Consider the following 14,442-nt stretch of genomic DNA (forward strand, 5'->3'; position numbering starts at 1 on the left):
TAAATTTCAGGATCTTTAATATGAATAAATTTGCGCCTTTAAGCCCGAAGGTTGTCTCGCTATTGCATGGCGCGGACTATAACCCGGAGCAATGGGAGAATTACCCAGACATTATTGATAAAGATATTGCCATGATGAAACAAGCAAAATGCAATGTCATGTCGGTCGGGATATTTAGCTGGTCAAAACTGGAACCGCGAGAAGGGGAGTTTAATTTCGCCTGGCTGGATTCGGTTATTGAAAAGTTATATGCGGCGGGAATACATATTTTCCTCGCCACGCCGAGCGGCGCACGGCCTGCCTGGATGTCGCAGAAATACCCGGAAGTACTGCGTGTCGGACGCGATCGCGTCCCGGCACTGCACGGCGGGCGGCATAATCATTGTATGACCTCGCCGGTGTACCGGGAAAAAACGCTGAAAATCAATACGCTGTTAGCGGAACGCTATGCACACCATCCGGCGGTCCTCGGCTGGCATATCTCCAACGAGTATGGCGGCGAGTGCCACTGCGATTTGTGTCAGCAAAAATTCCGTGACTGGCTGAAAGCTCGTTATCAGACGCTGGAAAACCTCAACCACGCCTGGTGGAGCGATTTCTGGAGCCACACCTATACCGACTGGTCGCAAATCCAGTCACCGTCGCCGCAGGGCGAAGTGTCAATCCACGGCCTGAATCTTGACTGGCGACGCTTTAATACCGCGCAGGTCACCGATTTCTGCCGTCATGAAATTGCTCCGTTGAAAGCGGCGAATGCGCAGCTTCCGGTGACCACCAACTTTATGGAGTATTTCTACGATTACGATTACTGGCAGCTCGCGCCAGCGCTCGATTTTATCTCCTGGGACAGCTATCCCATGTGGCACCGGGACAAAGACGAAACGCAGCTTGCCTGCTACACCGCGATGTACCACGACATGATGCGCACGCTTAAGGGCGGCAAGCCGTTTGTATTGATGGAGTCAACGCCGAGCGTCACCAACTGGCAGCCGACCAGCAAAGTGAAAAAGCCGGGGATGCATATCTTATCCTCGCTACAGGCGGTAGCGCACGGCGCGGATTCGGTACAATACTTCCAGTGGCGTAAAAGTCGCGGTTCGGTAGAGAAGTTCCACGGCGCGATCATCGACCATGTCGGTCATCTCGATACCCGCGTCGGGCGTGAAGTATGCGCGCTGGGTGAGATGCTCGAAAAACTCACCCCGGTGATGGGGTGTCGTACCGATGCGCGCGTGGCGGTGATCTTTGACCAGCAAAACCGCTGGGCGCTGGACGATGCCGAAGGGCCGCGCAACAAGGGGATGGAGTATGAAAAAACGGTCAATGAACACTACCGTCCGTTCTGGGAAAAAGGCATTGCGGTCGATGTCATTAACGCCGACGCCGATTTGAGCCGTTATCAACTGGTGATCGCACCGATGCTGTATATGGTACGCGAAGGGTTTGCTGAACGCGCCGAGGCCTTTGTTGCGGCGGGCGGGCATCTGGTCACGTCCTACTGGACCGGGGTGGTGAACGAGAGCGATCTCTGTTATCTCGGCGGTTTCCCTGGCCCGCTGCGCAAGCTGATTGGCATCTGGGCTGAGGAGATCGACTGTCTGGATGACAATGAGCGCAACCTGGTGCAGGGGCTGGCGGGGAACGATGCCGGATTACAGGGGCCGTATCAGACGCGTCATCTGTGTGAACTGATTCATGCAGAGAGCGCCAAACCACTGGCGACTTATCGGGATGACTTCTATGCCGGTCGCCCGGCGGTGACGGTCAACCCGTTCGGTAAAGGTAAGGCCTGGCACGTAGCTTCGCGCAACGATCTGGCGTTCCAGCGCGATTTCTTTGCCAGCCTTATAGATGAACTGGCGCTACCGCGCGCCGTTGAACAGGATTTCCCGCCGGGTGTAGTGGCCACAGCACGTACCGACGGGGAGACCACGTTTGTCTTTATTCAGAACTTTAGCGCCCAGCAACAGACGATAACCCTGCCGCAAGGCTATCAGGATTGTCTGTCTGCCGCGTCCGTCAGTGGTTCGCTGACACTGACGCCCTGGGATTGCCGTGTTGTTCGCCGTCAGGCGTAAGGCCTGACTTATGCGCCTGCCCATTCGGGCAGGCTTTTTTTTATCTGTCGAAAATCAGGAGTCGATGATGGTGAGTCTTAAATCCTTCCTGCACTACTTCTCTGAACCGAAAAATGCCGCAGCAGCGCCCATCAGCGAAGCTGAGCGGCAATTGATCCAGCGGCTGGTGCAGGCATTTGGCGGTGCGCAGAATATTGAGAATGTGGATGCCTGTCTGACCCGGTTACGCGTAACGGTGAAAGACCTGGCCATTGTGGACTCCCAGGCGCTGCAACATGCAGGGGCGCTGGGGGTCATTATTATTGGTCAACAGGTGCATGCCATATTTGGCAAGCAGTCCGATGCGCTGCGCAAGTTACTGGATGAACATTTCTTTTCCCGCACATAAATAAAAAGGGATACCCGCAAGGGTATCCCGAAATAAATAAAAGAAAAACAATGGCAATATAAATACTGTCAGGTAAGAACCCGGCAGTTCTCGGAGATAAATAACGAGGGTAATACATTACTAAACAAAATCATCTCGCGTTATATCTCGACGGCAGCACTGGACATATCCGAGGGCTTATTGATATAAGCAATCGGTAGTAACTGATGCGACTGATTAAGCGATAACGGGGATGATAATGTTTATTTACCACCAGGCTTCGACCTGTACGCCAAAGTTCCACGTATTATTTTTGGTTCCATCTTCAAATGACTTGCCATTTTCCGAATCATTTAAATACGAAGCAAATACGCGTAATTCAGGGCGTGACATAAATTCCGGGCCATCTGCAAGACCCACCGCGAAGGTGTATTTTTCGCCGCTCTGTTTGTAATGGGTGCCGTTTTTATAGTCGTCTTTCTGGTAGAAACCACCGACTTCACCGATCAGGCGAACATAGTTGGTCATCTGATACTGCGCGCGACCGACCAGTGAAACCAGGCGGGTTTTGTCGGTATATTCCGTAATATCATTAGCAGATCCGTAGGTCAGCACGTGGTTCAGCGAGAATTTGCTGGTAATTGGAATGAGCCCGGTATTGATCACGCGATAACCGCTGGCGTCGTTCACATAATGCCACATGTCATACCAGCCGCCGCCCTGCGATACCATGTTCTGCGCCAGCCCTTTGTTGGCATATTGCAGCACCAGCTTGTTGTAGCCGCCAAACATATCCTGACTGATTTCGCCGGTCACCATGACACCGTCATCAGCTTCGTATAATCCGCCGTACTCTTTCTGTTTTTTGGTCGGATTTGGCATCGCGTAGTCAATGCCGAACTCTGTCCAGGCGCCTGACCACGGCTTCCAGCCCGCGTAGCGAACGTCGATATAGTTGATGTTGACGTCATTGTCATTATCGACGCGGTAATCAACATCATTGGCGTCACCGCGGATCCAGGCCACCGAGACCGCACCTGGCCCGACGGTATAGTTTTCGACCCCGGCGCCGGAACCGGAGATATTCCAGTATTTGGTATCAATGATATGCAGATCGTGGCGCTGGTAGTAACGCTTACCGCCCCAGATAACCGCATTGGGATCGTTGGGAATAAGCCCTTTAATTTGCAGGTTCAACTGGCGTAAGCCGAACTGTGCGTCGTCGCCAATGGTGGTTTCGTTGTCGTTAGAACCGTCAGAAACCATGCTGACCATACTGTCGAGGTAAAAACTCACGTCATCTTTTTTATAGACTTCTGAACCCAGTTCCAGCTCACCGTAGGTATCGGTTTCGTTACCCAGACGACCCAGTTTGTTCTTTTGCCACTCAACCTGTCCACCATCGCCGGACACGCCTACGCCGCCGCGCAGGTAACCGTGAAAGTCGATAGGGACAGATGTCGCAGCCAGCAAAGAAGTTGAAGTCAGCGCAGTGGCTAACGCAAGAGAGAGAGTGCGTAGCGTAGTGTTCATATCATTCCTCTTATTGTTTTGTATTACGTTCACATAAGCAGTGTCATAAAATGCCTAAATGTAAAAACTGGCAAACTAACGATTGTGAATATGTGATTAACTGCAAATAAATCAGCGTATTTTGTTACAGATAGCGAATCTGTTCACAATGTTGGAGGTTGTGAGCGTCATACTTATTTTGTTAAAATGACGCAGAGGGATGCGTGACGAGCGTTTTTTCAGGTCGCCCCTGTTACACTTGGCGTATAACAACATAAGGAACCGGACCATGAAGTCTAAAAGTGCAACGCTGGAAGACGTAGCCCGTCATGCGGGTGTCTCCTACCAGACCGTGTCCAGGGTACTCAACAAATCTGCCAATGTATCCGAAACCACGCGTTTAAAAGTGGAGAAATCCATAGAGTTATTGCGTTATGTACCGAACCGGCTGGCGCAGCAGCTAGTCGGTAAGCAAAGCCAGACCATCGGCCTGGTGACCACCTCTCTGGCGCTCCATGCTCCTTCACAGGTGGCGGCGGCGGTGAAACGCTACGCCAATCTGGATGGCTACCAGGTGTTGATTTCCATGATCGATGAGAACGTCAATCAAGACATTCAATTCGCTATCAACGAACTCAAGTCGCAACTGGTGGATAAAGTCATTATCAACGTGCCGCTGGAAACCGAAGAGGCGCAACGCATCGCTTCTGACAACGATGACATTGTCTGCCTGTTCCTCGATGTCGATCCCTACAGTTCCGTGTTTAACGTTTCGTTTAACCCGGCAGACGGCACCCGTGCCAGCGTCAAACATCTCTATGACCTGGGCCACCGGGAGATTGCGCTGCTGGCCGGGCCGGAAACCTCTGTGTCAGCCAACCTGCGGCTGAAAAGCTGGCTAGATACGCTTAACAGTTATGGACTGAAACCGGTGACCATTTTTCATGGTACCTGGGATGCGCAGAGCGGTTATGCGGGCGCGTTGCAGATGTTACGTGAAACACCGAATTTCACCGCCGTGCTGGTGGGGAACGACCAGATGGCGCTCGGCGTACTCAGCGCATTTCATCAACACCAGGTCGCTATTCCGGGTGAGAAATCGGTCGTGGGTTATGACGGGACCTATGAAAGTTCGTTCTTCCATCCGGCATTGACCACCGTTTCGCTGGATCTCGATTTGCAGGGAAAGGAAGCGGTGCGCCGCCTGCTCGATAGCGGCCACGGTGATTCGGCGCGTAGTTCGTCAGTGTTACCGGCGAAGCTTATCGTCCGTCACTCCACCGGGGGTGTACAGGAACAGGAGGTTAACCTGCAGGATATCGCCCGGCAATTGCAGGAAATTGCACATAAGCTGTGGAAGTAACTCACGTTTGGCTGCTGACGCCATACCAAAGCCCGTCGCGTTTTGTTGCATACCGTTTAACCGTGCTACTGCGCGATGGGTTCGTCAAATGCGGTCGGCGTGAAGCGGGGGAGAGGTGATTTGCGTGGTGCCATTCTCTCCCCTGTGCTGGTCGCCAGCGGATTACTCGATAACACCACTGTCAGACTGCCGCAACCGCCCGGTGATGGCGATCAGCGCATGAACGTCTTCTGGCGTCAGCTTATCGAGAAAATTCCGCCGCACACTTTCCGTATGCACTGGCCGTGCTTTGGCGAGTAGCTGATATCCAGCTTGCGTAATACTTACCGAAACACCTGCTGAGTGAGTGCGGCTTCTCTGTACAAGTTCTCGGGAGGCCATGCGTGAGAGCTGGTGTGAAAGCCGGGACTTGTCCCACTCGAGGTACTCCAGCAGATCACGCTGAAGAAGTGCGCCATGTGGATTTTTACTGAGTGCCATAAGGATCATGAAATCCGGACCGGATAGACCGGTAGCATCATTAATGTCCCTGACAATACGCCCCGTTATCACTTCTGCAAGCCGACGATAGCTGCGCCATGCCATCCACTCTTCGTCTGAAATCTCTGCGGTCGTCATAATTTATCCAGAACTCCTGGTTGATGTATCAACTATGTGGTTATACAGTATACGTTTTGACGCCTGAGAAAAAGACACGTGTCGGACAAACTGAACATCGCCATCGTTGGCGGAGGCCCAGCGGGTCTCACTGCGGCCGTTATCCTTCAGCGCAGCGGTTTTAACATAACCGTATTCGAAGACGAATCTGCTGATTCTGAGCGCAGTCAGGGAGGCTCGCTTGATTTGCACGCTGACAGCGGTCAGGAAGCGCTGCGCAGAGCAGGCCTGCTTGCGCAATTCATAAAAATAGCCAGGCATGAGGATCAGCAAAGCAGGGTGCTGAATTACCGTACCGGAGAAGTTGAAGGCGACATGCTTACGCCGGAAGGCGAAATGGATAAACCTGAAATTGACCGTGGCGAGCTGAAAAATCTGCTGCTAAATGCCCTCTTACCCGAAACCATTCAGTGGGGGCATAAACTTCATTACATTGACTACGGCCTGAATGGAAAGCACGGGCTAAATTTCAGAAACGGCAGGCGTGTTGAAGCCGACATTATCATTGGTGCGGATGGTGCCTGGTCGCGGGTCAGAACTTACCTGACGCCTGAGCGCCCGTTTTATACGGGGATTACCTTTTTTGAAGGCTGGATAGACCAACCAACCGGGGGAATCAATAGCATTGCCGGAAAAGGGACTGCATTCAGCTTTGGAGGGGCTCAGGCGCTCATTACACAACGGAACGGCGGGGGGAGGATTTGCATATACGCGGCCCTGAAACGCGACATGGATATCCTTAATCAAGATATAGCGTCTTCCGGGATTAACGCCTGTGTACGTGACGGCTACAAGGACTGGGCTCCTTGCCTGCAGTCAGTTGTTAATGCGACCGGTGATTATGTCAGGCGTCCGATTTACAGCCTGCCCATGGATTTTGGCTGGGCGCCGCGTCCAGGCATAACGCTCATTGGCGATGCGGCGCATCTGATGCCGCCCGTGGGCGTAGGTGTCAACCTGGCCATGCTTGATGCCTCAGACGTTGCTCTGGCACTGTGCGAGGCATCGCATCCGCTGAACGGGTTACGCTATGCGGAAACCATCATCATGGAACGTGCGCGCGATATTATGCCCGGCGCAATATCTGGCTTTCAGGACTGGTTCAGCGAAAAAGAATAGCCTGACGATTCTGCTTACGCACGGTTATGTCGGTCTCTTTTTTCATCATAAAGGCTTCCAGGCCTGATGAGTCAAACCGGTCTCTTGCGCACGGTGAGCTTTTAAGGTGTCGATAAATTGAAACAGCACTCAACATACGACGGGATGCTCTGCAAGCATTGAAATCCGTGGCATATAGCGCAAATCGACTGAAAGTGTAGTGAGATTCCTTCAATCCGATAACCCGTAAAAGAGAGCTACTGCGTTTTCTTGTCGTCATCACTGATGCTCGCTTCTGGCACAGAGCGGTCGGCATGCGGGGAGGCCAGTCTGCTCTGACCTCAAAGTGGACATTATTCTCGCTGATATGCAGTATGACTCGCAAAAATGAATGCTCCGGTAGATGAGGTTGTGCGGGTGTAAATTAACCTCATTGCGCCACACCACGAAAGTAATAACGTATGAGTAACAGACCTTCCTTCCAATATCATTTTCCCCTAAAGAACAGAAGAGCATTGCCGATATTATTTTCCAAACAGGGAGGAAAATGATGCAAGGATTGGCCGTTAATTTAGCCCGTGGTCTCATACTCGCCATACCGCTCTTCGCGAGTTGTCATCAAATAAAACGACCAGCACATCGCTGCATGCTGTTAATGCGTCTGAGTTACCTCTCTGTTAGTAATAACAATTCAAAAACAAATACCACAAGGAAATTACATTAATGAGTCATTTCATTAGCAAGAGTGGAGCAGGCAAAGCTGCTACCTTATGTGTCATGTTATTATTAGCTGGCTGTAGTACTTATTTTTCTAAACCTGCGCTGTATGTTCCCCCCGCGAACTCGCCGGATATCGCGAAGATTCGCTTGATGGGTGCACCCATGAGTTACGCTCTGTATCAGAAAGACAGTGATGGTAAGGAAACCGGCGGCTGGGTTCAGGAACATAGTGCTTATTTCAATATTCTCCTTGGCAATACCCATAATCTGGGGTTTCCTAAATTAAAAAATAAAGATTATAGCGACACCTTTTTCGAAACGACTTTACTTCCCGATCGTCTGACAACCATCCATCACTCTTTACACGGTGGTTGCAGTGTTAATTTAGATTTTACCCCGAAGAAAAAATCGTTGTATGAGGTTCATTATAGCTATGCAGATAAGACCGGTTACTGCGTTATTTATGTAAAAGAAATTAAATACGACGCTGACATGGGTATTTATTACGAGGATAATGTGAAATGAAAATAAAACATTTCCTTCTGCTGGCGTTGAGTACCATTGCGTTGAGCGGTTGTATTGCAAACGTAGACAAAACACGGATGTCTGATTTAAATAATTACTCAGAGAAGGTCATCCGGGACAGTATTGTTGTGGGTAAATCCACCAAAAAGGATGTGCTGCTACTCCTTGGGGCTCCTCTCACGCCAAAAGACTTTAAAACGGTAAACACCTGGATTTACGCTTCAAAGGTGGTGGATCGTCGCCTCTATTTCTTTATTCCGGTATTCCGCGACCGGGATCAACTGCTGTTGCTGCAATTCAATGATGCTGGTGTCGTGAGCAAAATGGATTACACCGAGAAGTAATTCATCGGCAGGCGTAATGCCTGCCGGCTTTTTCAATCACTGATTTCTCGCCCCCGGCCTGTAAGCATGCTTATTACCAAAATAAGCACAGAGAAACGCGACGGCCATAAACGTCAGGAACGGCCAGGAAAATGTGACTATCCGCTATAAAAATGATGCACCATCACAAATTGTTGTGCTGGGTAATGCCGGCAATTAAGGGCTGGGCTGGCTGCTAATATACGGCATCTGTGACGTACTGCTCTATGCCGTCGTCGCAAATTTTCCTTAACCGGAAGAACAATCTCTGCTCACTCTAATAAGTATAGCTGGGGTGATAAACTGGCGTTAATACCAGGGCCGCAAGCCAACAGGCGAGATAAGCGATTCCCATACCTGAATGGCTGCGGACCGTATTTAATATCCAATAAACATTAACGCCAGTCGTCAGTCAGGTCTTTCAATTGGAAGATGCCGTGGGTCTGATGGTTATTTCTGTTGTATCAACACTCTCTGGAGCCTCAATGACCTGCCGTACGGCACGGGCAATATCCGCAGGTTTAAGTGCAACAGAACGGTACACGTCCATCGCCGCTTTGGTTTCCGCATGCGTAATGGTGGAAGCCAGCTCACTTTCTACCACGCCAGGATTGACACAGGTCACGCGTATATTCGAACTTTCCTGACGTAAACCATCTGAAATCGCTCGTACTGCGAATTTTGACGCGCAATAGACGGCGGCAGTTGGTACGACAGCAAGGGCGCCGATAGACCCCACATTGATTATCTGACCGGAGCCCTGCGCTTCCATTACAGGAAGAACAGCGCCTATCCCCCAGAGCACTCCCTTGATATTCACGTCGATAATGCGTTCCCACTCATCCTGTTTGCCAGCTGCAAGTGGAGAAAGCGGCATGACGCCCGCATTGTTGATCAGCACGTCGATTCGGCCCCATTGCTCCAGTGCGACCTGCACGAAGTCCGCCATCGACGGGCGGCTGGTGACATCTAACTCCCGCGCCAGGGCAATACCGCCCGCGCTGCGGATGTCTTCGGCAATGGCGTCGATACGCTCCTGTCGGCGAGCCCCTAATAACACCTTCGCGCCTGCATTTCCAAGCTCTCTGGCAATACCTTCCCCAATCCCGCTGGATGCGCCGGTAATTAATATCACTTTATTCATAGCATGCTCCTTTCGTTGAGTTCGAAACGATCATAGAACGTCATGATTGGTTCCAGTATTCTGGTTTCATTGGACTCACTGGTTAGCAATGTTAAACAATGAAAATTGATCTTAATCTTTTACCTGTTTTTCTCGCGGTGGCCGAAGAACGTAATTTCAGCGCCGCCGCTGCGCGTCTGGATGTCACCCGATCGGCGGTGAGCCAGGGAATCAGGCGGCTTGAGGACGCGTTCGGCACAATGCTGGTAATGCGCACGACTCGCTCAGTAACGCTGACGGAAGCCGGAGAGCGGCTGCGTCAATCCCTGTCATCACCGTTATCGAGTATTGAAGCGGCGTTTGAAGAAGTGGCGTCGGACGTTATGCCACGAGGATGTCTTCGGATCGCAGTGACCTCGATTGCCGAAGCGTTTCTTTCCGGTCCGCTGATCGCCTCGTTTGCGGCAGCCTATCCAGCCGTGACGGTTGATATTGTCGTGACGGATGAAGAGTTCGATATTGTGGCTGCGGGTTATGATGCTGGCGTAAGGCTTGGGGAGGTTATCGAAAAGGATATGGTTGCCGTCCCGCTTACAGGAAAGCAGCGCGAAATGGCGGTTGCCTCGCCCGCGTATCTAGCGGCGAACAACGTACCCTCCCATCCTCGCGAATTGATCCATCATCGATGTATCGGCTGGCGTCCAGCCAAAGATGTTGCCCCTTATCGCTGGGAATTTGAAGAGGCGGGAGAACCTTTCAACCTGGCGATTGAACCGCAGATCACGACGAACGATCTTCGCCTGATGTTGCGGCTCGCGCTTGCCGGTGGCGGCATTACGTTTGCCACGGAGGACACGTTCAGACCTTTTGTTGAAAAAGGGCAGCTTGTCTCATTGCTGGACGAGTATCTGCCTTATTTCCCGGGTTTCTATCTCTACTTTCCTCATCGCCGCAATATGGCGCCAAAACTGCGTGCCCTTGTCGACCATGTCAGGCGATGGCGGCAGCAGGAACTGTAATAGCGGAGAACAGCGCTGAAAAGGTAGAACGCGACAGGTGGGTCAACATTCAAAAACTCACCTGGTTAATCCATATTCTGTAAATTCAAAAATCCATATTTTTTAAAGATGGTATTTAAGTTATTTTTTTAAATTAATAACTTAATTAATGATGTCACTTTTATGTTTTTTTGTGTAATTGTAAAGTCCATCACAGAAACACGGGTTACAGCAAATTCGTCCATATTTTCGCATGTCACTCACTGACACTCTGCCCCAGTGCTGATTTACTTTCATTCGATACCTTACTTTTTTGCAGGCAGGAAAAATGGCTTCTATGAGTAGTGATTCTGTAGTGTTACCGCGCGCACTACGTGATACCCGACGCATGAATTTGTTTGTTTCTATCTCGGCTGCTGTTGCGGGGCTGTTGTTTGGTCTGGATATCGGGGTGATTTTCGGTGCATTGCCCTTTATTTCCGAGCATTTTGCGCTTTCCAGCCGTTTACAGGAGTGGGTCGTCAGCAGCATGATGCTGGGCGCAGCGCTAGGTGCGCTTTTCAACGGGTGGTTATCATTTCGTCTAGGGCGTAAATACAGCCTGATGGCGGGCGCAATACTTTTTGTCGCAGGTTCACTTGGCTCTGCTTTTGCCCACAATGTTGAGGTGTTGTTGCTCTCCCGCGTGCTGCTGGGCGTTGCGGTCGGCATTGCCTCTTACACTGCACCACTTTATCTCTCTGAAATGGCGAGCGAAAATGTGCGTGGGAAGATGATCAGCATGTACCAGTTGATGGTCACCTTAGGCATTGTGCTGGCGTTCCTTTCCGATACTGCTTTCAGCTACAGTGGCAATTGGCGAGCCATGCTCGGTGTGCTGGCGCTGCCTGCGGTTGTCCTGATTATTCTGGTCGTGTTTCTGCCCAATAGCCCACGCTGGCTGGCCCAAAAAGGGCGACACATTGAGGCAGAAGAGGTACTGCGTATGTTGCGTGATACCTCTGAAAAGGCGCGCGATGAACTGAACGAGATCCGCGAAAGTTTGAAGCTGACACAGGGTGGTTTCCAGTTGTTCAAAGCTAATCGTAATGTGCGCAGAGCCGTGTACCTTGGCATGCTGTTGCAGGCGATGCAGCAATTCACGGGCATGAATATTATTATGTATTACGCGCCACGCATTTTTAAAATGGCTGGATTTACAACCACTGAGCAGCAGATGATCGCCACCCTTGTGGTTGGGCTAACTTTTATGTTCGCCACGTTTATTGCGGTATTCACCGTCGATAAAGCCGGGCGTAAACCTGCGCTGAAAATCGGTTTTAGCGTGATGGCTATCGGCACGCTGATCCTCGGATACTGCCTCATGCAGTTCGATAACGGTTCGCCATCAAGCAGTCTTTCATGGCTTTCTGTCGGTATGACGATGATGTGTATTGCAGGGTATGCGATGAGCGCGGCACCGGTTGTATGGATCCTGTGCTCTGAGATCCAGCCTTTAAAATGCCGTGATTTCGGCATTACCTGTTCAACCACCACAAACTGGGTATCGAACATGATTATCGGCGCAACCTTCCTTACCCTGCTTGACGCGATTGGCGCGGCGGGTACGTTCTGGCTCTACACCGCACTCAATCTGGCTCTACACCGCACTCAATCTGGCTTTCATTGCATTAACGTTCTGGCTGATTCCGGAAACCAAAAATGTGACGCTGGAACATATTGAACGTCGTCTTATGACGGGTGAAAAACTGCGTAATATTGGGATGTAATTTATCGCGCGTAATTTATCCCGCATTGGTGAGCAGTAAAGCAGGTTAATTAATAAATTAGCCTGCTTTAATCCAGAATCCTTACCGATACACTATCTTTGCTAAATTATGGCCGCTGCGGTGAGCCAAATTTTGCAGCAATCATTTCCGATGTGGGTTGTATTCCCCCAAGACTCCACTGTTCCGGTTCATGCTCATCAATTCGGACCCATACCGAACGCCGAAACTCAGGATCGCCTTTTCCCTCAATTTCAACGATAAGGTCAGTCATACGACGTAGAAGTTCATTTTTTTGCGCCGGGCTCAAAATCCCTTTAATGGTTTGCACATTGACGAAGGGCATTGTATTCTCCTGAAATGGCTGGGTATGAAAATCATACTTAGATTAAGAGGCAACTGCAGACATGTCAAAAGATAATTCATTACCGTACTTGCTACCTGAGCTTTGCGGGCTTGCCGCAGCAGCAGAACTACTTGGTGATCAATGGGTTTTGTTGATTCTACGGGAAGCTTTTTACGGGATAACGCGCTTTGAAACGATGCGTGAACATACAAAAATGACAAAACAGACCCTGGCAAACCGATTAAAAAAAATGACTGAACTCGGTCTGCTGTGCAAAATGCCCTATCAGGAAGAGGGGGCTCGTGAACGCTATGAATATGTTCTCACACCCAAAAGCCGATCTCTGGCACCGCTTCTTATTTCCCTGATGGAATGGGGGCATAAAAACCTATTGCATGATGAGCCTCATATTTCATTAATTAATAAAAGTACGGGAGACGTAGTACATAGCGCATTTGTCTCAGCGAAGGGAGAGGTTGTTGATGCTAACAACCTCCAGATAGTGGCTTTTAAACGTTAATTTCTCTCTTGCGCTAATTTTTGCGGGTTGTGCCGCGCTGGTTTCCTGACGGAATTTTCACAAACCGGCTTTGCTAATATAAGCCTGTAAGCCCGCGGCAAGAATATCAAATACCGTTTTACAGGCCTTGCTGTGGCGCAAGTCTTCATGCATCACCAGCCAGGTGTCGAGATGAAATGCAAAGAAATCGGGCATCAATCTCTCTAGCGGAACGGGCAACCTGGCCAGTTGAACCTGACACATCCCGATGCCCGCACCTGCGCGGATAAGGTTCAATTGCGCCACATCACTGTCAGTACGCACGGTAAAGCGTTCACGACTTAACTGAGGATATTGTTTCAGAGCTTGTAAAATAAAGGGTGTCGTTTTATCAAAGCCCACAAGCGTATGGGTGAATAAGTCGTCAATGTTTTCCGGTGCGGTATGGCGTGCCAGATAGGACGGTGAGGCATGCAGACCAATTTCAATACTGCCTAACCGACGCGCAATCAGTTGTTCCTGCACGGGTGTGGTCATGCGTACTGCAATATCCGCTTCCCGGTTCAATAAATCCTGCATTCGGTTAGACAGCACCAGTTCAATGCTAAGTTGCGGATAATCTTCTTTAATTTGTGCAATCAGGGGCGGCAGCACTTCTGTGCCGATAATTTCGCTCGCAGAAACGCGAACCACCCCATGCAACCCGGCGGCGTGACTACCGAAGCTGGCGGCCGAACGTTCTATCATACTGGCCGTGTTTTCCATTGCTTGCGCATGGCCCTGAATCGCGACCGCCGCATCCGTAGCCTGCAGGCCAGTCTGAGAACGCGTAAACAAAACCAGACCAAGGGCGGATTCCAGCGCGGCCACATGGCGCCCCGCTGTGGGCTGGGTAATCGCCAGCAGACGGGCTGCCCCCGACAGGGAACCTTCATTCATCACTGCGAGGAAGGTTCGATACCATTCCCATGGAATATTTTGCTTCATACAAAAATGCATACCTGCTGTCTGATGTCATGCAATTACAT

Annotated in this window: 13 protein-coding genes and 1 pseudogene; 9 read left to right on the forward strand and 5 right to left on the reverse strand. The window is 50.6% G+C overall.

The genetic code is table 11. The features are described from left to right. The first annotated feature begins 20 nt into the window (after positions 1-20). Both AB182_RS11055 and AB182_RS11060 read left to right on the forward strand, forming a co-directional pair. A complete protein-coding gene (locus AB182_RS11055) occupies positions 21-2,078 on the forward strand; it encodes a beta-galactosidase (RefSeq protein WP_047370127.1) in 2,058 nt (685 codons plus the stop codon). 67 nt (positions 2,079-2,145) lie between these two features. Next, positions 2,146-2,466 (forward strand): glucose PTS transporter subunit EIIB, encoded by a 321-nt coding sequence (locus tag AB182_RS11060; RefSeq protein WP_047370128.1) that lies wholly within the window; start codon positions 2,146-2,148, stop codon positions 2,464-2,466. 246 nt (positions 2,467-2,712) lie between these two features. Here AB182_RS11060 and AB182_RS11065 read toward each other — a convergent pair whose 3' ends face one another. After that, positions 2,713-3,978, reverse strand: a complete 1,266-nt coding sequence (locus AB182_RS11065) for a maltoporin (RefSeq protein ID WP_047370129.1) — start codon at positions 3,976-3,978, stop codon at positions 2,713-2,715. A 268-nt stretch (positions 3,979-4,246) separates the two neighbouring features. On the opposite strand from AB182_RS11065, the gene AB182_RS11070 reads away from it, so the two are divergent. Beyond that, the gene (locus tag AB182_RS11070) at positions 4,247-5,320 is read left to right on the forward strand and encodes a LacI family DNA-binding transcriptional regulator (protein WP_047370130.1); all 1,074 of its coding nucleotides are present in this window, start codon (positions 4,247-4,249) and stop codon (positions 5,318-5,320) included. Between the two features lie 162 nt (positions 5,321-5,482). On the opposite strand, the gene AB182_RS11075 is transcribed toward AB182_RS11070, so the two are convergent. Next, positions 5,483-5,938: a MarR family winged helix-turn-helix transcriptional regulator gene (locus tag AB182_RS11075; protein WP_047370131.1), complete on the reverse strand. Its 456-nt coding sequence runs from the start codon at positions 5,936-5,938 to the stop codon at positions 5,483-5,485. 78 nt (positions 5,939-6,016) lie between these two features. Between AB182_RS11075 and AB182_RS11080 the strand changes: the two genes are divergently transcribed. From AB182_RS11080 to bamE, 3 genes are all read left to right on the forward strand, one after another. Further along, positions 6,017-7,096 carry an FAD-dependent oxidoreductase gene (locus tag AB182_RS11080; RefSeq protein WP_047370132.1) on the forward strand — a complete coding sequence of 360 codons (1,080 nt, stop codon included), beginning with the start codon at positions 6,017-6,019 and terminating at the stop codon, positions 7,094-7,096. A 702-nt stretch (positions 7,097-7,798) separates the two neighbouring features. Beyond that, positions 7,799-8,320 carry a hypothetical protein gene (locus AB182_RS11085; RefSeq protein ID WP_223883587.1) on the forward strand — a complete coding sequence of 174 codons (522 nt, stop codon included), beginning with the start codon at positions 7,799-7,801 and terminating at the stop codon, positions 8,318-8,320. Next, positions 8,317-8,664, forward strand: coding sequence for an outer membrane protein assembly factor BamE domain-containing protein (gene bamE / locus AB182_RS11090; protein WP_047370133.1), 348 nt, complete (start codon positions 8,317-8,319; stop codon positions 8,662-8,664). Before AB182_RS11085 ends, bamE begins: the two co-directional genes overlap by 4 nt. 439 nt (positions 8,665-9,103) lie before the next feature. On the opposite strand, the gene AB182_RS11095 is transcribed toward bamE, so the two are convergent. Continuing rightward, positions 9,104-9,826, reverse strand: coding sequence for an SDR family oxidoreductase (locus AB182_RS11095; protein ID WP_047370134.1), 723 nt, complete (start codon positions 9,824-9,826; stop codon positions 9,104-9,106). A gap of 98 nt (positions 9,827-9,924) precedes the next feature. Here AB182_RS11095 and AB182_RS11100 point away from each other — a divergent pair, with 98 nt between their 5' ends. Continuing rightward, complete coding sequence (locus tag AB182_RS11100) at positions 9,925-10,824, forward strand: LysR family transcriptional regulator (RefSeq protein ID WP_047370135.1); 900 nt, start codon at positions 9,925-9,927, stop codon at positions 10,822-10,824. Between the two features lie 307 nt (positions 10,825-11,131). Then, positions 11,132-12,572 (forward strand): annotated as a pseudogene (locus tag AB182_RS11105) (sugar porter family MFS transporter). Positions 12,573-12,678: 106 nt separating this feature from the next. Here the strand turns inward: AB182_RS11105 and AB182_RS11110 are convergent. Beyond that, positions 12,679-12,915 carry a tautomerase family protein gene (locus AB182_RS11110; RefSeq protein ID WP_047370136.1) on the reverse strand — a complete coding sequence of 79 codons (237 nt, stop codon included), beginning with the start codon at positions 12,913-12,915 and terminating at the stop codon, positions 12,679-12,681. 61 nt (positions 12,916-12,976) lie between these two features. On the opposite strand from AB182_RS11110, the gene AB182_RS11115 reads away from it, so the two are divergent. After that, positions 12,977-13,435 carry a winged helix-turn-helix transcriptional regulator gene (locus tag AB182_RS11115; RefSeq protein WP_047370137.1) on the forward strand — a complete coding sequence of 153 codons (459 nt, stop codon included), beginning with the start codon at positions 12,977-12,979 and terminating at the stop codon, positions 13,433-13,435. Positions 13,436-13,492: 57 nt separating this feature from the next. Here AB182_RS11115 and AB182_RS11120 read toward each other — a convergent pair whose 3' ends face one another. Continuing rightward, the gene (locus AB182_RS11120) at positions 13,493-14,401 is read right to left on the reverse strand and encodes a LysR family transcriptional regulator (RefSeq protein ID WP_047370138.1); all 909 of its coding nucleotides are present in this window, start codon (positions 14,399-14,401) and stop codon (positions 13,493-13,495) included. Positions 14,402-14,442 lie beyond the last annotated feature (41 nt).

The sequence above is a fragment of the Phytobacter ursingii genome (genome assembly GCF_001022135.1).
Taxonomy (GTDB): domain Bacteria; phylum Pseudomonadota; class Gammaproteobacteria; order Enterobacterales; family Enterobacteriaceae; genus Phytobacter; species Phytobacter ursingii.